This window comes from Microvirga sp. HBU67558 (genome assembly GCF_018069605.1).
Classification (GTDB): domain Bacteria; phylum Pseudomonadota; class Alphaproteobacteria; order Rhizobiales; family Beijerinckiaceae; genus Microvirga; species Microvirga terrae.
Map to the genome: position 1 here is coordinate 1 of NZ_JAGPUP010000466.1, position 19,542 is coordinate 19,542.

The window sequence follows — 19,542 nt, forward strand, 5'->3', positions numbered from 1 at the left end:
TCGGCACCTACTAAGAACCGTCTCCCCGGAGACACACAAGGCCCGGGTCTCCCCGGGCCTTGTTGCGTTACGGCGTCACCCGTGTCTTGGCATAGGCCGGAACGCGGGATTCGAAATCGGCCAGCCAGGCCACAAGCCTGGGATAGCTCTCGCGCCAGCGGCCGCCGAAGCGCAGGTCGAGATAGCCCAGAGCGCAGGCGAGCGCGATCTGGCCGATGTGGAGAGGCTGGCCCCCCTCCGCGAGATGGGTTTCCGCATAGTCGAGGCCGCGGCGCACCTTGTCGGCCTGATGGGAAACCCATTTCGGCTCATGCCTGTCTTCAGGTCGGAAACGGCCCTCATAGACCTGCAGCAGCGCCGCATCCATGATGCCGTCGGCGAGCGCCTGATCGCGGAGGGCCGAATACCGTTCCGCGCCGTTCGGGATGATGCCGCCGCCGGCCATGTGATCGAGATAATCCACGATCACGCGGGAATCGTAGAGCACCTCGCCGCTCTCCAGGATGAGCGCCGGAATCTTGCCCAGCGGGTTCTGCTGCCGGATCGAATCCTCCGGATTCAGGGTATCCGCGTCGACGATCTGGATGCGATCGGTCAGGCCGAGAATCGAGGCCGAGAGTTTGACCTTGCGGCCGAAGGGCGATGCAGGCGAGGAGCGGAGAACGAGCATGGGTGACCTCTGTTGGAGAAACCGGCAGGAGTCATGAACGCTCGCGTCCCGAACGGCAATCCGCTTTAAGCAGAAGGCCCGAAGGCTTCACAGCGGAAAGCCCCGTAGCCACCACGGGACAGGCGCTCGGCAAGAGCCGGCAGCAGCGTCTCGGCCTCCTCCTTCAGGGACCAGGGCGGGTTGAGCACGAAGAGACCGCTGCCGTTGAGCCGCGACGGGTCGCGCGGATCGTCCACATAGAGCTCGAGGCGCAGGCCCGGGCGCGGGCTCTCGGCATGCAGCCGCGCGGCCACCGCGTCGACGGGGGCGACCTCCTTGATCGGATACCACCCGGCATAGACTCCTGTCGGCCACTTCTTCAGGGCAGCGAGCAGCTCCGCCCCGAGACGGTCCAGTTCGTTCGGCTTCTCGTACGGCGGATCGATGAGCACGAGACCGCGCTTCTCCTTCGGCGGGATCAGGGCATGGAGCGCCGTCCAGCCATCCAGGTGCATCACCTTGAGATTCGCGACCGCGTTGAAGGCGTCGCTCAGCACCCGGTAATCGGCCGGATGCAGTTCCACGAACACGCCCCGGTCCTGCCGCCGCAACAGTTCGCGCACGAGACCGGGCGAGCCGGGATAGATGGTCTCGCCATGGCGCGCACGCACCTCCGCCACCACCCTCCGATAGGGGGCGAGGATCTCCTCGACCTCGGGCGCGAAGGCTTCGTCGAGGCGCCCGATCCCGTCGACCCATTCCCCGGTCCGGCCGGCCTCGTCGCCGGCGAGGTCGTAGAGCCCGATCCCCGCGTGGGTGTCGACGACGCGCACAGGCGTCTCCTTGCGCTGCAGATAGGCGAGGATGCGCACCAGGAGGGCGTGTTTCATGACGTCGGCGAAATTGCCGGCGTGGAAGGCATGGCGATAGTTCATGGTCGTCCTACGGCATCAGCCCCGGAGGTGGATCGCGTTCCTGGGATCAGCCCGATGGTCTCTGACTCGTGCACGTCGTTCGATGCGCTATCTGACCGCCGGCACGGTAATCTCGCCCGCACGGCAGCCGTCGCGATCGACCTCGGCGCACTGGCGGAATCCGCGCAGGTCCCTGGTGAGGCAGATGCGGACCTCCTGGAAGATGCGCCGTCCGCAGGAAACCGAAATCATGTCGGGACGCAACCCCGGATTGGCCTTCATGAAGGCGCTTTCGATCTCGCTCGGCAGCACCTTGGACCGGCTGTTCAGGCCGTTGAAACCGTCCGGCAGGCGCACGAGGTCCCGCGCCTGCCGGACCGCGCGGAAATACCCCCCGGGGCTCTCGCCCGTACAGGTGCCGTGCTTGCGCCACTGATAGCGGGCGAGATTGTCGTCCGGGAAAAGACCCGCGGCATCGGCCATGGCGGCCTGAGGCACGAAGCGGCCGGCGGGCTCGCAGAAGCTGGGGTAGCCCTGCTCCCGCTGAGGCCAGAGACCGTGGGTCACGAAGCCGAGACCGCTGCCGCTGTCGCACTGCCGGTTCCGGCTGCCGCTGTTCTCGCAGAAGCCGGGCGACCAGGACAGGGCCAGCACATAAAAATCGAACTGCCCCATCGGGGCGCCCCTCGCCTCCCGGGGATTCTGGGCCGCGGCAGGAAGGATCGAGAGGAGGAAGGCGCCCGCGATGGCGAAGCACCAGCGCAGGATCAAGGAGCCGCCTGCTTGCAATGGGGCGCGAAGGCATAGTCGCGGTCGAGCCCGTCGACGCACGCTTCCGTGTTCCAGCCGATGCCGATGAAGCCGAGATCCTCGCGGATCGAGAAGTTGATCCGGCGCTTGTAGCCGTCGGACACGATCACGGTGCCGGTGCAGAAGCGGCGGGGGATGTAATCGAGCCCCCAGGGACGCCATGCGACTTCCTGCACCCGCTCGAATCCGACCAGCCTGAGGTCGGAGTTCCAGAACCGGCCCTCCTTCTTGGCGAACCGCGAGCTGATGCTCTGGAGCACGGAGGGATCGGCGCAGGCCGGCAGCGTCGCGTCGAAAGGCTCTTCCCGCCGCTCCGCGGGCGTGATCTCGCGCGCAAGCGCAGGTGCGCTCAACAGCATGCAGGAGATGAAAGCCGCCAGCCACTTCATTGAAAATGCTCCACCAAGTCTTCGGACCGTGCAACCTCGACCATGTGGGCGGCGCCCGCGAAGGTCAAGATCCGCTTACGCTTTAATAGATGGCGTGGCTGTTGAGCATCAGCGGCTGGCCTGCCGAGCGCCCCTGCTGTCTGGGCGGCGCATAGGTCTGCTCGGCCGGACGGCCGAGGGGCGGAAGAGGCGCCCGAGAATAGGATGGGGACGGGCTCCCCCGCGATGGTCCCGCGTTCGGGCCCGGAAGGTCGGCCGAGAAGCCGCCGCCGGACGAGTAGCGGGCCGGCGGAGCCACAGGCGCGGTCAGAGCCGGCGATGGGGGCGGAGGCGCCGGCGGGATGTAGGCCTCCCCATCCGGAACGTCCTGTTCCAGATCGACGGGCGCGAGGTCGCCGGAGGCCGCCGCGCTCTGGAGCGCCTCGCGGCTGCGTTCGGGGTCGATTCGCGGGGAGAATTTCAGGATCGGCTTGCAGATGCGCCGCTGACCCCGCGGGTCATGCCGCGCCAGGTCGATGTGGAGATGGTCGTAATGGAAGGCATCGGAGCCCGGCCCCAGCACCGTGGTGAAGTAGCGGCAGGCGCCGACGAAGGCCTCGCGCAGGAACTCCTGCTCGGCTCCGTCCCCTCCCCGCCAACCCTTGACCACGGAGACCTCCCGGCCATCGGCGAGCACGAAGGCCATCACGTCCATGGCGTTGCCGAAGGCGTGCTCCGACACCTTCGCGCCCATCTGGTTGTTGCGAGGCCGGCACGAATACGAGCCGGCTTTGATGTCGGCCAGAGGCACGCCGAAATACATCTCGGCCGCCGGTCTCACGATCTCGTCGAGCCAGGTGTCGATCTGGGGGATGATCGGGCAGGCCAGCGTCACCTTCGATTTCAGCCCTACCGCGCCGTTGTTGAAGGCCGAGACCTTGAACGGATGATCCATGCCGCAGACGCCGGGGCCGTCGATCTTCGAGCTGAGAGCCATGTAGGCGGAAGGCTGCACGAGGCGCTGAGACAGGCAGGCCTCTTCCGCCTGGGCGCGCCACGGCTCGCGCTGCTCGAACCGAAACAGCCCGCAACCGGTGAGCCCAAGCCCGGCGAGCGATAGGGCAAAAAACGCAACTAACCCACGACGCATGCAGTGAGCCTGCCCCAACAACGTAAACATCCCGTCAACCGGGTGCGACGGGCTTCGTAGCTGGCTCGATTCGGGCTCGTCAGGGGTCGTGCTGAACCATTATCCACGCAGTGACGGAGTGCGACAGAATCGAGCAGGAACTTTTTTTGTCCGGAATGTCGCAAGAATTAAAGTCGACGAAACAAGGGCTTAATAAATTGTTAACGATTACATCGACGGTCGCCTTGCCTGCCCCTCCCGGCCGGGGTGCTTCTCAGGATCTCGGAGGTTTGATAGGGTGCCTATCCATTCAGATAGGGGGATAACCCCTTCAGAGAGAGGGGCTCCGATGAACCTGACTTCAAATCTGGACTGGGCGTCCAAGCTCAACATCGCCGCCGTCTGCGTGTCCTTCTCGTTTATCTGCGCCGTTTTCACGGGCCTTCTGTAAGCCGGCACCGATCGCCTCTGGCGATATCGACCATCGATCGAATCCTTGTGAACGCTGCCGCGATCGGCGGCGTTTTTCATGTGTCGGGACAGGGCACTTCCGTGATGGTCCAGGACATCACGTTTATCTCCATCTGGCACTGCGCCAGCTTGGGACCCTCAGTCGTCTTGAGACAGACTTTCTCTCCCACAGCGAACATCTTGCCCTGAGCGCGGCAATAGCAGTCGAGCAGGTTATGGGCGGGCGCCTGAGCCGTCTGGGGAACGGGCATGTCGTGGCCGAGGGCTGGGGCACCGGCGATGAGGCCAAGGAAGACAACGACGCTGCGCATGGGACGCCTCCGTGGTCGTTCACGGTCGATGCTCATCCCGCCGCAGGGTCCCGTCAAGCGCCGTTCAACGCCACCTGTCCGCGGCGAGGTCATCAGCCTCCTTGGCATCGACCCAGGTTCCGACCGTCCCGTCCTTGAGATGCTCGCGCTTCCAGAACGGGGCCTGAGTCTTCAGGTAGTCCATCAGGAAGGAGGCCGCCTCGAAGGCAGCCTGACGGTGAGCGCTGGCCGTGAGGACCAGGACGATCTCCTCGCCCGGAGCGATTCTGCCGAAGCGATGGACGATCGTGAGGCCAAGGAGCGGCCAACGGCTTGTCGCCTGATCGGCGAGCCGGCCGATCTCGGCTTCGGCCATGCCGGGATAGTGCTCGAGCTCGAGGGCCGCGAGCCGCCCCCCTTCGTCCCGGCACAGCCCGGAGAAGGCGACCACAGCGCCGATATCCAGCCGTCCCCGGGTCAGGGCCGCGGTCTCAGCGGCGGCATCGAAGGGTTGGGCCTGGATGCGGATGGTGAAATCCATGGCATTGCGGCTCCCCGACGGGAGCTAGCCTCCCGTCATCGGCGGGAAGAAGGCGATCTCCCGAGCTCCGGCGATTCGGGCCTCGGGCTTCACGTGGACGTGGTCGATAGCGGCTCGGACGACCCCTTCGTTCTCGAAGGCATAGGCGTATTCCTCGCTCCTGCCTTTCAGCCAGCGCACCAGATCGGCCACTGTGTCGATGCCATCCGGCAGTTCCACCTGCTCGTCCGTCCGTCCGACCCGCTCCCGCACCCAGGCGAAATAGACGAGCTTCATAGCGCTAGCCCTCGTCCATGAGGTGATGGATGCCGTTCTTGAAGTAATCCCAGCCGGTATAGATCGTCAGGATGGCGGCGATCCACAGAAGGATCGTGCCGATCAGGATGTTGTTGGGAAGCACCGTCTCGCCGGCCGGTCCTGCGATCAGGAAGCCTAAGGCCACGAGCTGGAGCGTCGTCTTCCATTTGGCGACCCGGCTGACCGGCACGCTGACCTTCAGCTCGGCCAGGAACTCGCGCAGGCCCGAGACCAGGATCTCGCGGCAGAGGATCACGATGGCGGCCCACAGGGCCCATCCCTTGATAGTCCCGTCAGCCACCAGCATGAGCAGGGTCGCGGCCACCAGAAGCTTGTCGGCGATGGGGTCGAGCATGCGACCGAGCGCCGATTGCTGGGCGAAGGTTCGCGCCACGTAGCCATCGAGATAGTCGGTGATGGCCGCGATCGCGAAAACCGCCAGCGCGAACCAGCGGGACCAGTGGTCCTCGGGCCAGAACAGGAGACCGACCACGGCCGGAACCGCGGCGAGCCGACCGTAGGTCAGCATGTTCGCGAGGTTGAACGCCTTCGAGCGGCCCATGGAGGAAACAGTCTTCATCACACCCGCAGGAAGCATGAGGACGGTCTGCCCGTCAATCGGACAGATCCCGGTTGCGCACCGCGGCCATCCGGCGAACACGGCAATGTGAGGGAAGCCTGAACGGTCCGGCGAGCGCGCAATCCTATCCCCTCTCGTGGAAGAAATCATAGACCGCGCGGGCCGTGGCGGCATTGACGCCCGGAGCCTTCATCAGGTCCTCGAGGGCGGCCCGCTGGATCGCCTTGACGGTGCCGAAATGGTGCAGCAGCGCCCGCTTGCGGGTCGGCCCGATGCCCGGGATCTCGTCCAGCGGGTTCTTCACCAGCTCGCGCTTGCGCTTCGCTCGGTGCGCCCCGATGGCGAAGCGGTGGGCCTCGTCGCGCAGGCGCTGGACGAAGTAGAGCGCGGGATCCCGCGGCGGCATCTTGAACGGCGGCTGGCCCGGCTTGAAGAAGGTCTCGCGGCCGGCGTCCCGGTCGCGCCCCTTGGCGATGCCGACCAGGGCCACGTCGTCCTCGCTCACGCCCACCTCGGCGAGGGCCTGACGGGCGGCCTCGAGCTGCCCCTTGCCGCCGTCGATCAGGACCAGATCGGGCCAGGCCGGAAAGCCGTCGTCGCCCGATCGTCCGTCCGCCTCGGAGCCGCGCGGCTCCTCCTTCACCAGGCGGGCGAAGCGGCGCTGCAGCATCTCGCGCATCATGCCGTAATCGTCGCCGGGCTTGAGGTCCTCGGACTTCATGTTGAAGGTCCGGTAATGCTGCTTCATGAAGCCGTTGGCGCCCGCCACTACCATGGCGCCCACCGCGTTGGTGCCCATGATGTGCGAGTTGTCGTAGACCTCCACACGCTTCGGCGCCTTCGACAATCCGAAGGCCTGCCCCAGGGACACGAGGAGCTTCTGCTGCGACGAGGTATCGGCCAGGCGCCGGGCCAGCGCCTCGCGGGCGTTGCGCAGCGCATACTCGATGAGCTGACGCCGCTCGCCGCGCTGGGGCGCATGGATCTCGACCCTGGCCTCCGCGCGGGTGGAGAGCGCCGCCGCCATCAGCTCCGCATCGTCGATCTCGTGCGACAGGAGGATCAGGCGGGGCGCGGGCTTGTCGTCATAGAACTGCGCCATGAACGAGCCGAGAACCTCCTCCCGGCTCATGGACTTGTCCGCCTTCGGGAAATAGGCGCGGTTGCCCCAGTTCTGCCAGTTGCGGAAGAAGAACACCTCGACGCAGAACTGGCCCGCCTGCTCGTCGAGCGCGAAGACGTCTGCCTCCTCCACCGACTGCGTATTGATGCCTTGAACACCCTGGATGGCCGACAGCGCCGCGAGACGGTCGCGGCAGCGCGCGGCGCGCTCGAACTCGAGGTCCTCGGCCGCGGCCTGCATCTCATCGGTGATGCGCTGCTTGACGGCGTTCGACTTGCCCGACAGGAAGGCCCGCGCCTCGGAAACGAACTCGGCATAATCCTCCCGCGAGACCTCGCTCGTGCAGGGTCCCGAACAGCGCTTGATTTGATAGAGCAGGCAGGGCCGCGTGCGGTTCTCGTAATAGCTGTCGTTGCAGGAGCGCAGCAGGAACGCGCGCTGCAGCGCGTTGATCGTGCGGTTCACGGCCCACACGCTCGCGAAGGGGCCGTAATAGTCGCCCTTGCGCTTCCTCGCGCCGCGATGCTTCACGAGCTGCGGCGCTTCGTGATCGGCGGTGAGCAGGATGTAGGGCAGAGACTTGTCGTCCCGCAGAAGCACGTTGTAGCGCGGCTTGAGCTGCTTGATGAGATTGGCTTCGAGCAGCAGCGCCTCGGTCTCCGTCGCCGTGGTGACGAATTCCATCGAGCTGGTCTGGCCGATCATCCGGGCGATGCGGTTCGAGTGGGCCTGGCCCCGCGCATAGGAGCCGACGCGGTTCTTCAGGCTCTTCGCCTTGCCGACATAGAGCACGTCGCCCTTGGCATCGAGCATGCGGTAGACGCCGGGCGCGTTGGGAAGGGTCGTCCAGAACTGCCGAATGACCTCGGTGCCGCGCTGGACCGAGTCCGGATTGACCTCGAGGTCGAACTCGACGTCCGAGCCGCTCTCGAGAGCGACGGATTCCTCGTCGTCCTCGTTGTCCAGAATGTCCGGGGGGACGTCGTTGGTGGTGTTGCGAGTCATGGGGGAGATTTAAGGGCTCGGGACTCGCGAGGAAAGTGCCGCCGACGAACTGGCGCAGCCCGGCCGTTCGGTTTACACGGCTAAGCTCCTGGAACGCCTGCGGAGCCGGTCATGCGCCTGTCGATCGTCACGTCAGCCGTCGTCGCGGCCCTGGTGGGGTTCGGCAGCACGATCGCCATCATCATCGCGGCCGCCCAGGCGGTCGGGGCCGACGCAGCCCAGACCTCGTCCTGGGTGGCGGCCCTGTGCCTGGCCATGGCGGCCACCAGCGGCACCTTAAGCGTGCGCTACCGCATGCCCGTGGTCACCGCGTGGTCGACCCCGGGGGCGGCGCTGATCGCCTCCTCCAGCGGCATCTCGATCCATGCGGCGGTCGGCGCCTTCCTGCTCGCCGGCGGCCTCATCGTGCTGACGGGCCTCGTCAGGCCGTTCGGGCGGCTGATTGAGCGCATTCCCACGTCCATCGCGGCCGCGATGCTGGCGGGCGTCCTGCTCCAGTTCGTGGTCGGGGTCTTCCAGAGCGCCCAAGGGGCGCCCGGGCTCGTCCTGCCCCTCGTGGGTATCTTCCTGGTGGTCCGCCTGTTCAATCCCGCGCTCGCCGTGCTGGCGGTGCTCTTCGTCGGGCTCGGGCTCTCCTTCGGCGGCGGCATGGCGCGGCCGCTTGCGTCCGATCTCACCCTGTCCACCCTCACGTTCATCGCGCCGACCTTCGATCCCTCGGTCCTGATCGGCCTCGGCCTGCCCCTGTTCCTGGTCACGATGGCGTCCCAGAACCTGCCGGGGCTCGCGGTGCTCAAGGCGTCCGGCTACGAGCCGCCCGCTGGCCCGATCCTTGCCGCGACGGGACTGGCTTCGGTCGTCACCGGGATCTTCGGCGCCCATACCAGCAATCTCGCGGCCATCTCGGCCGCGATCTGCACCGGGCCCGATACGCATCCCGACCCGAAGAAGCGCTGGATGGTCGGGCCATTCTACGCCCTGAGCTACCTGGTCTTCGCGGCCTTCAGCGCCGCACTGATCGGGCTGATCGCCGCCCTCCCCCCGGAGTTGATCAAGACCGTCGCCGGCCTCGCCCTCATGGGAGCCTTCTTGGGCGCTCTCGGGTCCGCCCTTGCCGAGGAGGTGAAGCGCTTTCCGGCCATCGTCACCTTCGCGGTCACGGCCTCCGGACTGACGCTCTTCGGCATCGGATCCGCCTTCTGGGGTCTGGCCGCCGGTCTCGTGACCCTGGCTCTCGACCTCCTGGCGATCCGCCTGCGCCGGCGCGCCTGATCTGGACGAAAGCCTCCGTTAAGCTTAAGACTTCGTTACGAACACCAAGAACGGGGGCCCTCATGGCCGGGATGACGCATGCGGGGCGGCTGGCCGCTCTGGTCCTGACGGTGGCGTTGGGAGCCTGCCAGGGCTCGCTCGGCGGATCGCCGGAAGGCGTTCCGGTCGCCCTGGAGAGCATCGACGGCGCCCCGGCTCCCATCCGCACCGCCCTGGTCGACGAACTGACCAGCGCGGCCACCGACCGCAAGGTCGATCTCGTCGGCGCCAGCGCCCAGGCGCGTTACCGGGTCCGCGGCTATTTGTCGACCTCGACCGAGGATGGGGAAACCAAGGTGGCCTATGTCTGGGACGTGTTCGACGCCCAGAAGCGTCGGGCCAAGCGCCTGGCCGGATCGAGCCCGGCTCCCGCCTCCTCCATCTCGGCCCTCGACAAGGCGGCGCTCGCGAAGCTCGCCCAGGCGAGCATGGACGAGATCGCCGAATTCCTGACGGCGTCCAAGTCCGAAAGCGCCTCCGACATGCAGGCAACCGTGGAATTACCCATTCAGACGGCGGAGGTCTCGGGCGACGAGCTCCCTGTCGCAATGCAATGATTGCATGGCAACGCACCAAACTTGCAGCACATTGGAAGCCCTCCATGTATTGTGACGGTTTCATATCGCTGCTAAGAGCCTTGCGCCCAGCCGTGCAGGGATTATGGCATTGCGCAGCGGGTGTTATCGATCACTCGAAGCCAAAGTTGCTTGCATGAAGCTCGTTGCGGGAAATTCCAACCGTCCGCTGGCTGAGGCCATCGCCGCCTATCTCAACGTTCCGCTCGCCAAGGCCCAGGTGCGGCGCTTCGCGGACATGGAAGTCTTCGTCGAGATTCAGGAGAACGTACGCGGCGAGGATGTGTTCATCATCCAGTCGACCTCGTTCCCGACGAACGACCACCTGATGGAGCTCCTGATCATCACGGATGCGCTGCGCAGGGCCTCGGCCCGCCGCATCACGGCAGTGATCCCGTATTTCGGCTACGCCCGGCAGGATCGGAAGTCCGCATCGCGCGCGCCGATCTCGGCCAAGCTCGTTGCCAATCTCATCACCCATGCGGGCGTCGACCGTGTGCTCACGCTCGACCTCCATGCGGGCCAGATCCAGGGATTCTTCGACATCCCGACCGATAACCTGTTCTCCGCTCCGACGCTGGCGCGCGACATCAAGGACCACCTCGACGGCGGCAACCGCATGGTGGTTTCGCCCGACGTGGGCGGCGTGGTGCGCGCCCGGGCGCTCGCCAAGCGCATCGATGCTCAGCTTGCCATCGTGGACAAGCGCCGTGAGCGCCCCGGCGAATCCGAGGTGATGAACATCATCGGCGACGTGTCCGGCCGCTCCTGCATCCTGGTCGACGACATCGTGGATTCCGGCGGCACACTGGTGAATGCTGCCGACGCGCTCCTCGCCAACGGGGCCAAGGAAGTCTACGCGTATATTACCCACGGCGTCCTCTCCGGCGGCGCGGTGGCCCGCATCGCAGGCTCGCGGCTGAAGGAACTCGTGATCACCGATTCGATCATGCCGACCGAGGCCGTAAAGGTCGCGCACAACATCCGCGTCATCTCCATCGCGTCCCTCATGGGCGAGGCGATCGGCCGTACGGCGACGGAAAGCTCGGTATCGAGCCTGTTCGACTAATCACCGACAGGCCGTGACCTGGCCCGGCCCTGGCAGCCCGCTGCAGCCCCTCAGACAGCCGGGCGGCGGTTCGCCAGCATGCCGCCGGCCATGATGCAGGCGAGCCCTGCCAAGGACAGCCCCGTCAGCACGTCGTCGAACAGGATTGCAGCGAGCAGCACGCCGAAGCCGGTGCCCCAATAGCCGATCTGGCTGAACACCACCGGACCGGCGATCTGTTGCAGGCGGAAGTTCATCACCTGCGAGAGAGCCGACATCCCTCCCAGGCCCACGAGCCACGAGAGGATCGCCGGATCGTCGAACCGCCAGCCGGCGGGCGTCTCGAAGACAGGTGACAGCAGGGCCACCATGACGCTCGAGGTGAGCGAAGCGCCGCAGGAGAATGCGAGCGCGGACGTCTCCTTCGGCCACCAGGCGGACCGGATGATGTTGCCCGTAGCCGCGCAGACCGGGATCGCGAGGCCCACGGCAACCCAGAGTGGCTGCCCCATATCGATGTGCAGGATCTGCTGCTGGACGAGCGCAACCATGCCCGTGAAGCCGATCACGATCCCGAGGAAGCGCCGCATGAACATGCGCTCGATCCCGAGGCCGGCTGCGAAGCTCATCGTGAGCAGCGGCGAGAGGCAATACACGATGGACGTGTAGGCAGGCCCGACCTTCTGGACCACGAAATAGGACAGCACGCTCGGCACCGCGAAGCTGACGATCCCGAGAACCCCATATAGAGCCAGATGCTCCGGCGCAGTCGGGATCCTCTGCCGGAAGGCTGCGAGCCAAGGCAGCAGGAACAACCCGGCGCCCAGATTGGCAAAGACGCCGAGCTGGAACGGCTGGACCCCGGCATCGAGCGCCATCTTGTTCATCATGATCCGGCCGGCGAAGAGAAACCCGCATAGGCCGAGCAGGCCGAAGGCGGATTCCGAAGCGATGGAGAGACGGGCTGCGATCACGGCGGCACTCTCGGATACTCTGCCGGTGGGCTCGGCAACGGAGTGTTGCAGGAGGTGCGGCGGGCGTTTATCTTGATGCAAAGATAAGTGGATATATCTTGATGTCAAGACATTATGAGGCACCCTCCTATGCGTCCGACCAAGACAGCATCGACGAGCGGTGCGCCCAATGGGCTGCCGAACTGCCGGATGTCGACACCCGGGGCATGGGTGTCCTGGGTCGGGCGCGCTGGATCACCCTGACCGCCCGCCCGCCCATCGAGGCTGTCTTCAAAGCCCATGACCTGGACAGCGGCGAGGCCGACGTCCTGTTCTCCCTGCTCCGCTCCGGCCCGCCCTATCGCCTGCGGCCCACGGAGCTGTTCCGGACCCTGATGATTTCCTCGGGCGGTCTCACCGACCGTCTCAACCGTCTCGCCAAGGCAGGCCTGATCCGGCGGGCGGTCGCCGAGGGCGACGGCCGCAGCCTGCCGGTGGAACTGACGGAGGAAGGCGCCCGGCGCGCGAAAGAGGCGTTTCAGGAGGACATGGCCGTCGAGGCGGCCATGCTCGAAGGCTTGACCGAGGACGAGCAGACCCAACTCGCCGGACTTTTGAGAAAGCTCGCCCTGACGATCACGGCCACGAAGCCTTTCGCCTGAGCGCCTTCCGGGTGGGCCCTGCCCGGTCTATGACCCGACTTGTTGCATTTTCGGCGGTTGTTCACTATAAGCCGCCTCGCGCCCGCTCGACACCCTTGGAGGCACGGGCGCTGACCTCATGGCCGACGGTAGGTTTCTGGAGAAGCCTGGGCGGCCATCGGTTTTTCAACTCAATTCAAAGGACCACGACCATGAGCGAAGTAAAGCAGATCAAGGCCGTGGCGCGCGACCGGGCCGGCAAGGGGGCCGCCCGGGCCGTTCGTCGCCAAGGCCAAGTTCCCGCCGTCATCTACGGAGCCGGCCAGTCGGCCCAGGCGATCGCCCTCGACTTCAACCAGACCAAGCAGCTGATCTTCGCCGGTCACTTCCTGACCACGATCTTCGAGATCGACGTCGACGGGCAGACGGTCCGCGCCATCCCGCGCGACTACCAGCTCGACCCGGTGCGTGACTTCCCGATCCACGTCGACTTCCTGCGCCTCGCGCAGGGCCAGGCGATCAAGGTTGTGGTTCCGGTGCACGTGGTCGGCCAGGAGAAGAGCCCGGGCGTGAAGCGCGGCGGCGCTCTCCAGATCGTCGAGCATTCGGTGGAACTCCTGGTTCCGTCCGACGCGATCCCGGACTTCATCGAGGCTTCTGTCGAAGGCCTCGACATCGGCTCCTCGATCCACCTGAACGACATCGCCCTGCCGAACGGCGCCAAGGCGACCTCGGCCGAGAACCTGACCCTCGTCACCGTCGTGGCCCCGACCGGCCTTACGGAAACGGATGCGGCTCCGGCTCCTGCCGAGGGCACCGCTGCCGCCTGATCGGCCTGATCGGGCGTTCAAGCCCATCGACCGGCTTCGACGCTCCGACCGCAAGGCCGGAGCGTTTCTTATGAGCAGGACCACGCGATGCGTCTCTTCGTCGGACTCGGCAATCCCGGATCCCGCTACGCCAGGAACCGCCACAACATCGGTTTCATGGCCGTGGACGAGATCGCGCGAGCGAACAACGCCGGGCCTTGGCGCAAGCGCTTCCAGGCGGAGGCGGCCGATGCGGTGATCGGCGGTGAGAAGGTTCTGCTGATCAAACCGCAGACCTACATGAACCTGTCCGGCCAGGCTGTGGGAGAAGCGCAGAACTTCTTCAAGATCCCGCTGCATGACGTGACGGTCTTCTACGACGAGCTCGATCTCCCGCCCGCCAAGCTGCGCGTGAAGATCGGCGGCGGCAATGCAGGCCACAACGGCCTGCGCTCGATCTCGGCCCATTGCGGCAACGACTACCGTCGCGTGCGGCTCGGCATCGGCCATCCCAGCCACAAGGCGCTCGTGCAGAACCATGTGCTGGGCGATTTCGGCAAGAGCGAGGAGGCCTGGGTCGACGATCTGTGCCGGATCATCGCGGACAATGCGGCCCTCCTCGCCAAGGGTGAGGACGGAAGCTTTCAGAACAAGGTCCACCTCGCCATGGAGGCGAGAGGCTGGACCGACGTGAAGCGGCCTGGAGAAAAGGCCACGTAATTCGACAATCACGCCGGCGCAGACGCCGGCCATGCAAGGAGTGAGGCCATGGGCTTCAAGATGGGCATCGTCGGCCTGCCGAACGTGGGCAAGTCCACCCTCTTCAACGCTTTGACGCAGACCGCGGCCGCGCAGGCCGCCAACTACCCATTCTGCACCATCGAGCCCAACGTGGGCGACGTGGCGGTGCCGGACGAGCGGCTCGACCGGCTCGCAGGCATCGCCAGCTCGGCGCAGATCATCCCGACCCGCCTCACCTTCGTGGATATCGCGGGTCTCGTGCGCGGCGCGTCGAGGGGCGAAGGCCTCGGCAACCAGTTCCTGGCCAATATCCGCGAGGTCGATGCCATCGCCCATGTGGTGCGCTGCTTCGAGGACACGGACATCACCCATGTCGAGGGTAAGATCGATCCCATCGCCGATATCGAGACCATCGAGACCGAGCTGATGCTGGCCGACCTCGACAGCCTCGAGAAGCGCGTCACCGCTCTCGAGAAGAAGGCCAAGGGCAACGACAAGGAGGCCAAGGAGACCCTCGACCTCGTCAATCGCACCCTGCCGCTCCTGCGCGACGGCAAGCCCGCCCGCCTTGTCGAACGGAAGGTCGAGGAGGAGCGCCTCTTCCAGATGCTCGGCCTGCTCTCCTCCAAGCCCGTGCTGTACGTCTGCAACGTGGAGGAAGCCTCCGCCGTCAAGGGCAATGAATTCTCCGCCCGCGTCTTCGAGCGCGCCAGGGAAGAGGATGCCAAGGCCGTGGTCGTCTCGGCCAAGATCGAAAGCGAGATCGCGGTTCTGCCCCCCGAGGAGCAGAAGGATTATCTCGACGCCGTCGGCCTTGAAGAGCCTGGCCTCAACCGGGTGATCCGCGCCGGTTACGAGCTTCTCGGCCTGATCACGTACTTCACCGTCGGCCCGAAGGAGGCCCGCGCCTGGACGATCACCCGGGGCACCAAGGCTCCGGCCGCCGCGGGCGTCATCCACACGGATTTCGAGAAGGGCTTCATCCGCGCCGAGACCATCGCGTATGCGGACTACACCTCGCTCAAGGGCGAGGCCGGGGCACGCGACGCGGGCAAGCTGCGGCTGGAAGGCAAGGACTACACGGTGCAGGACGGCGACGTGATGCACTTCCGGTTCAACACCTGAGGAATCCGACGCCACTGTCATTCCGAAGGGTTCGGCAGGCAACGCCCTCTCGTCATCACCGGCACGAGGCCGGTGATGACGTGGATGGGCGACCGATGAGCCCCTTCATCAACCTGACAATTTCCTGAACGCGGGCTTCGTCGTCCGTTCAGGGCCATTCTGCGAAAAAGGCTGCGTAGAGGGTGTGATCCATGCAGACTTTTTTTGACAGCTTCGTTTCTCCCGGGTTCGGCAACGCTGAATTCTTCGTCGGCGTGCTCGTGGCCTGTGGGTTCGTGATGATCGGCATCTCGTCGCTGTTCCCCAAGCGGGGAGACGATGGGCTCGAATGGTGGGAGCGCTAAGGCAGGCGAAGCGCCTTGGGCCCAATCCCGAGGCCGATCTGCAGGCTCTCCGCGATGCGCCGCGCCCGGTCGACGAAGAAAGCCGCCACGTCCGGCGCGCAGATCTCCCGAGCCGTATCCTCGAACAGCTCCAGCCAGCGGACGAACAGCTCCGGGGTGAGATCGAGCCCGAAATGGGCCGCCTGGGGCTTGCCCTGGTAGCGGCCGGTTCGTAGGGCGATCGAGGACCAGAAATCCACCATCAGCGCCAGATGCCGGCTCCAGCGGCCGGAAAGCTTGGCGTGGAAGATCGGCCCGAGTTCCGGATCGCGGATCACCCGGTCGTAGAAGGTTTCCACGAGCTGCCGGATCAACTCCTCCGAAACGCCTTCGGCCGGGCTGATGATCGGAATGCTGCGGCCGGTGGCGGCTGAATGAGCCAAAGCGGATCTCCTTTCACACCGAAGGGACGGGAGCACCATGCGCCCATCCCTTCGGACAATCCTTGCGCCAGATCAAGCCGGGCCGTTTCCATGGCCCGGCCCGTCATCAGTGGTGGCCATGCTCGGCTTGAGGCTTCGCCTGCGGCCCGTGGGGATATTCCTTGCTGTGGGAATGTGTCGTCAGTTCGATCTGCCGACCGGCGCCCTCGGCGCCGTAGAAGGCGCCATGGAGCCCCCAGTAGCCGCTTACCAGCACCACGAGGGCGACGGCGAGACCGGCCGGAACCGAGGCCAGGCTACCGAAGCGCGGCAGGGCGTTCGGCACCTTGACGGCGATGGCCTTGGCGTCACGGCAGGGATCGGCCGCCACGAGGAACAGAGCCGCCATGATCAGGGCGTGCCCGACGAGGTCGATGCGCCCGAACGGATAGACGGCGGTGAAGAAGATCAGCAGCAGGGACACGGCCGAGAGACGGCGCACCAGCGGGGTCCAGAGCAGGCCGAAGCCAAGGGTGAACTCGGCCACTCCGGCCATCGGGATGAACACGTCGCGCGGCATTCCGAAGGTGAGGAACGGCTTCTCCTCGACGAGCGGGTAGAACCAGTTGGGATAGGCGAACTTTTCCAGGCTCGACCACATGAGCGCGATCGCGATGCCCCAGCGCAGAGCCATGAACCGGCGCGCACGCCATTTCTCGTCGTTCGAGGAGGCCATGACCAGATAGGCCGCGACGCCGACGCCGAGCGCCAGATAGTCGAGAAGATGGAACAGGTCGTATTCGCGCAGGGCCACCACCCACAGGGCGATGATGCCGGCTGCTGCGACCGGCATGGTCCGGCGCGAGAACACCCCCATGGCGATCAGAAGCTGGGCCCATGAGATCAGCTCCGAATCCGTCTTGAGGTCGGGCGTGAGATAGATGCCGCCGACGGCGAAGATGGCGACGAAGAAGCCGCCGACGGATGCGCGCATGAAATCGTCCGAACGGCTCCAGAGCGGGGCGCTGATCCAGTCGAGACCGGCCTGGACGGCCCGGCCCAGCGCCATGCGTTCGACCGCAAGCGTCGCCAGGAAGAAGGCGAGCACCAGGCCGATCCCGGTCCAGAACCATTGATTGGTCAGCGTGGCGCCGATCGGCTGGGGAGCGGCATCGACGATATAGGGGGCAAACCACTTCACATGGGCTTCGGCCGGCAGCGTCCACACGGCTCCGGCACCGAGCGCGATGAGGCCGGCGGCGGCGCGTGCCAGGGAATGTAAGGGGTTCGGTTTCGGCTCACGTGGCATCAGGCCGGTTGCGGCAGGTTCGGTACGCATGACATCCTCGTTGTGGGAGATCGGTCTTGGATGCCTACGGAGATAGCTCCATCGTCGGAGCAGATACATTCAGATCATCCCCCTAAGGGATTTTCCGGAGTGTCGTCATAGGCTTGGCCGTAACACAGCCGTTCGGGCGGGATCGCCCGCATGCGGCCGCGGATCGTTCGGGAACCTTGAGCGTTGACGGCGTGTCCTCATCGATGCCCGATCATGCAGCTTCACCACCGCCACGACTGGAAACTCACCCCTACCGAGGCCATCGCTCTCCAGCACCAGCTGAGAACGGAAGTCGTGTCCGACCGCCCGATCGATCTCGATCGGGTGCAGCTTGTGGCCGGCGTCGACGTGAGCGTGAAGAACGAGCAGTCGCAGGCGGCCATCGTCGTGGTCACCTTTCCGGGCTTCCTGCCGGTGGAGACCGTCCTGGCCCAGCGCCCGACGCCCTTTCCCTACGTGCCCGGCCTCCTGAGCTTCCGCGAGGGCCCCGTGCTCGAGGAGGCGTTCGAGAAGGTGAAATCCGAGCCGGACGTTTTCCTGTTCGACGGCATGGGCATCGCTCATCCTCGCCGGATCGGGATCGCCAGCCATATGGGCCTGTGGCTGCAGCGCCCCACCATCGGCTGCGGCAAGACCCTCCTGTGCGGACGCTACAGGGACCTTGCGGAGGAAAAAGGATCCGCCGCCCCCCTGATCGACCGCAAGGAGACCATCGGGGTAGCGCTGCGCACCCGGACGGCCAAGAACCCGATGTTCATCTCTCCCGGGCACTTGGCCGATATTCCGACGGCGGCGGAACTCGTCCTGCGCTGCTCCCCGAAATACCGCCTGCCGGAGCCGATCCGGCTCGCGCACAACGCGGCCGGGCAATTTTCCCCTTGAGGCGGACAGCCCCGGAGCTATCCCAAAGTCAGGCCACGGTTGCGGCGGCAAGCCTCCCCATGGCGGAGGCGTTATGCTAGGGCAGACCCCGACAAGGGATTGCTCATGCGCACGTTCGAAGATCTTCCGCCCGGCCTGACCGAGACCTTCGGCCCCCTCACGGTGTCGAAGGACGACGTCCTGACCTTCGCCCGAGAATACGATCCGCAGCCCTTCCATGTGGACGAGATCGCCGCCAAGGACAGCTTCATCGGCACGCTCATCGCCTCGGGCTGGCACAGCTGCAGCCTGAACATGCGCCTGTTCGCCGACGGACTGATCCTGAATTCCTCCTCCATGGGATCTCCGGGCATCGACGAGGTGAAATGGCTGAAGCCCGTGCGGCCCGGCGATACCCTGCGCTCGCGCATGAATGTCCTGGAAAGCCGCGTCTCAAAGAGCAGGCCCTCCCTGGGCCTCGTGCGGTTCCATTTCGACATGCTGAACCAGGCCGACGAGACGGTTCTGACCCAGACCAACTGGGTGATGTTCGCGACCCGCGATGCCGAGCCGTTCACCGGCGGCCGCAACGCCTTGACGGCTGCGGCGGACGCACTGCCTGGCGCCGTTCCGGCGCGGGAGGTTCCGCCGGTCTCGGCCAATCCGTTCTTCGAGGACCTCGTCGTCGGCGGGACGGACGAGCTCGGCTCCTATACCTTCACGCCCGAGGATATTGTCAGCTTCGCCCGCCAGTTCGATCCGCAGCGCTTCCATGTGGACGCGGAGGCCGCCAAGGACAGCCTGTTCGGAGCCCTGTGCGCCTCCGGCTGGCATACGGCCAGCGTGTGGATGAAGCACATGGTCGGCCACCGCGACCGCATCCGTGACTATGCGCTGAGCCATGGCCAGCGGCCCGCACGGCTCGGGCCCTCCCCGGGCTTCACCAACCTGAAATGGCTCAAGCCCGTCTATGCCGGCGACACGATCACCTACCGGTCCACCGTGACGGCCAAGCGCGCTTCCGCGTCCCGCCCCGGTTGGGGCCTGGTGTTCCACCACAACACGGGCACGAACCAGAACGGCGAAGAGGTATTCGCGTTCGACGGGATGGTGTTCTGGGAACGCCGGGACTAGAGCATCGGACCCAAAAGTGGACCCACTTTTGGGTCCGATGCTCCCACCTCTTTGAAGAGCGCATCGTTCATGCGGAAAACCGG

23 protein-coding genes are annotated in these 19,542 nt (G+C 65.8%); 10 read left to right on the forward strand and 13 right to left on the reverse strand.

Going from position 1 to position 19,542, the window contains the following annotated elements; translation table 11 throughout:
• Positions 1-67: 67 nt before the first annotated feature.
• From KBI52_RS07095 to uvrC, 10 genes are all read right to left on the reverse strand, one after another.
• The gene (locus KBI52_RS07095; protein ID WP_210806346.1) at positions 68-670 is read right to left on the reverse strand and encodes a glutathione S-transferase N-terminal domain-containing protein; all 603 of its coding nucleotides are present in this window, start codon (positions 668-670) and stop codon (positions 68-70) included.
• 65 nt (positions 671-735) lie between these two features.
• Positions 736-1,584, reverse strand: coding sequence for a 23S rRNA (adenine(2030)-N(6))-methyltransferase RlmJ (locus KBI52_RS07100; protein ID WP_210806348.1), 849 nt, complete (start codon positions 1,582-1,584; stop codon positions 736-738).
• A gap of 87 nt (positions 1,585-1,671) precedes the next feature.
• Complete coding sequence (locus tag KBI52_RS07105; protein WP_173945732.1) at positions 1,672-2,334, reverse strand: ribonuclease T2; 663 nt, start codon at positions 2,332-2,334, stop codon at positions 1,672-1,674.
• Positions 2,331-2,762, reverse strand: a complete 432-nt coding sequence (locus tag KBI52_RS07110) for a hypothetical protein (RefSeq protein WP_210806350.1) — start codon at positions 2,760-2,762, stop codon at positions 2,331-2,333. Before KBI52_RS07110 ends, KBI52_RS07105 begins: the two co-directional genes overlap by 4 nt.
• 82 nt (positions 2,763-2,844) lie before the next feature.
• Positions 2,845-3,891, reverse strand: a complete 1,047-nt coding sequence (locus KBI52_RS07115) for an extensin family protein (protein WP_210806352.1) — start codon at positions 3,889-3,891, stop codon at positions 2,845-2,847.
• Between the two features lie 506 nt (positions 3,892-4,397).
• Entirely contained in the window at positions 4,398-4,652 is a 255-nt protein-coding gene (locus KBI52_RS07120) for a hypothetical protein (RefSeq protein WP_210806354.1), read from the reverse strand.
• Positions 4,653-4,716: 64 nt separating this feature from the next.
• Complete coding sequence (locus KBI52_RS07125; protein ID WP_173945728.1) at positions 4,717-5,172, reverse strand: molybdenum cofactor biosynthesis protein MoaE; 456 nt, start codon at positions 5,170-5,172, stop codon at positions 4,717-4,719.
• Between the two features lie 24 nt (positions 5,173-5,196).
• Positions 5,197-5,448 carry a molybdopterin converting factor subunit 1 gene (moaD, locus tag KBI52_RS07130; RefSeq protein WP_173945727.1) on the reverse strand — a complete coding sequence of 84 codons (252 nt, stop codon included), beginning with the start codon at positions 5,446-5,448 and terminating at the stop codon, positions 5,197-5,199.
• Positions 5,449-5,452: 4 nt separating this feature from the next.
• Positions 5,453-6,049: a CDP-diacylglycerol--glycerol-3-phosphate 3-phosphatidyltransferase gene (gene pgsA / locus KBI52_RS07135; RefSeq protein WP_247654242.1), complete on the reverse strand. Its 597-nt coding sequence runs from the start codon at positions 6,047-6,049 to the stop codon at positions 5,453-5,455.
• Positions 6,050-6,173: 124 nt separating this feature from the next.
• Complete coding sequence (gene uvrC / locus KBI52_RS07140; RefSeq protein ID WP_173945725.1) at positions 6,174-8,177, reverse strand: excinuclease ABC subunit UvrC; 2,004 nt, start codon at positions 8,175-8,177, stop codon at positions 6,174-6,176.
• A gap of 111 nt (positions 8,178-8,288) precedes the next feature.
• Between uvrC and KBI52_RS07145 the strand changes: the two genes are divergently transcribed.
• The 3 genes from KBI52_RS07145 to KBI52_RS07155 all read left to right on the forward strand — a co-directional run bounded on the left by KBI52_RS07145 (position 8,289) and on the right by KBI52_RS07155 (position 11,132).
• Entirely contained in the window at positions 8,289-9,449 is a 1,161-nt protein-coding gene (locus tag KBI52_RS07145; RefSeq protein WP_210806356.1) for a benzoate/H(+) symporter BenE family transporter, read from the forward strand.
• Between the two features lie 62 nt (positions 9,450-9,511).
• Complete coding sequence (locus KBI52_RS07150; protein ID WP_173945723.1) at positions 9,512-10,045, forward strand: hypothetical protein; 534 nt, start codon at positions 9,512-9,514, stop codon at positions 10,043-10,045.
• A 154-nt stretch (positions 10,046-10,199) separates the two neighbouring features.
• On the forward strand, positions 10,200-11,132 hold the full coding sequence (locus KBI52_RS07155; RefSeq protein WP_173945722.1) for a ribose-phosphate pyrophosphokinase: 933 nt from the start codon (positions 10,200-10,202) through the stop codon (positions 11,130-11,132).
• 50 nt (positions 11,133-11,182) lie between these two features.
• On the opposite strand, the gene KBI52_RS07160 is transcribed toward KBI52_RS07155, so the two are convergent.
• Entirely contained in the window at positions 11,183-12,085 is a 903-nt protein-coding gene (locus KBI52_RS07160; RefSeq protein ID WP_262266143.1) for a DMT family transporter, read from the reverse strand.
• A gap of 101 nt (positions 12,086-12,186) precedes the next feature.
• Between KBI52_RS07160 and KBI52_RS07165 the strand changes: the two genes are divergently transcribed.
• The 5 genes from KBI52_RS07165 (at position 12,187) to KBI52_RS07185 (ending at position 15,724) form a co-directional block, all read left to right on the forward strand.
• The gene (locus KBI52_RS07165) at positions 12,187-12,726 is read left to right on the forward strand and encodes a MarR family winged helix-turn-helix transcriptional regulator (RefSeq protein ID WP_210806358.1); all 540 of its coding nucleotides are present in this window, start codon (positions 12,187-12,189) and stop codon (positions 12,724-12,726) included.
• 191 nt (positions 12,727-12,917) lie between these two features.
• On the forward strand, positions 12,918-13,535 hold the full coding sequence (locus tag KBI52_RS07170; RefSeq protein WP_173945720.1) for a 50S ribosomal protein L25/general stress protein Ctc: 618 nt from the start codon (positions 12,918-12,920) through the stop codon (positions 13,533-13,535).
• An 87-nt stretch (positions 13,536-13,622) separates the two neighbouring features.
• Complete coding sequence (pth, locus tag KBI52_RS07175; RefSeq protein ID WP_210806360.1) at positions 13,623-14,234, forward strand: aminoacyl-tRNA hydrolase; 612 nt, start codon at positions 13,623-13,625, stop codon at positions 14,232-14,234.
• A 48-nt stretch (positions 14,235-14,282) separates the two neighbouring features.
• On the forward strand, positions 14,283-15,380 hold the full coding sequence (gene ychF / locus KBI52_RS07180; protein WP_210806362.1) for a redox-regulated ATPase YchF: 1,098 nt from the start codon (positions 14,283-14,285) through the stop codon (positions 15,378-15,380).
• Positions 15,381-15,571: 191 nt separating this feature from the next.
• Positions 15,572-15,724: a hypothetical protein gene (locus tag KBI52_RS07185; RefSeq protein ID WP_173945717.1), complete on the forward strand. Its 153-nt coding sequence runs from the start codon at positions 15,572-15,574 to the stop codon at positions 15,722-15,724.
• Here KBI52_RS07185 and KBI52_RS07190 read toward each other — a convergent pair.
• Both KBI52_RS07190 and KBI52_RS07195 read right to left on the reverse strand, forming a co-directional pair.
• Positions 15,721-16,146: a group III truncated hemoglobin gene (locus tag KBI52_RS07190; protein WP_173945716.1), complete on the reverse strand. Its 426-nt coding sequence runs from the start codon at positions 16,144-16,146 to the stop codon at positions 15,721-15,723. The genes KBI52_RS07185 and KBI52_RS07190 overlap by 4 nt on opposite strands.
• A 106-nt stretch (positions 16,147-16,252) precedes the next feature.
• Positions 16,253-17,464, reverse strand: coding sequence for a hypothetical protein (locus KBI52_RS07195; RefSeq protein WP_247654243.1), 1,212 nt, complete (start codon positions 17,462-17,464; stop codon positions 16,253-16,255).
• 213 nt (positions 17,465-17,677) lie between these two features.
• Between KBI52_RS07195 and nfi the strand changes: the two genes are divergently transcribed.
• The gene (gene nfi, locus KBI52_RS07200; protein ID WP_210806364.1) at positions 17,678-18,346 is read left to right on the forward strand and encodes a deoxyribonuclease V; all 669 of its coding nucleotides are present in this window, start codon (positions 17,678-17,680) and stop codon (positions 18,344-18,346) included.
• 99 nt (positions 18,347-18,445) lie between these two features.
• On the forward strand, positions 18,446-19,459 hold the full coding sequence (locus tag KBI52_RS07205; protein WP_371823130.1) for a MaoC family dehydratase: 1,014 nt from the start codon (positions 18,446-18,448) through the stop codon (positions 19,457-19,459).
• Positions 19,460-19,542: the final 83 nt, after the last annotated feature.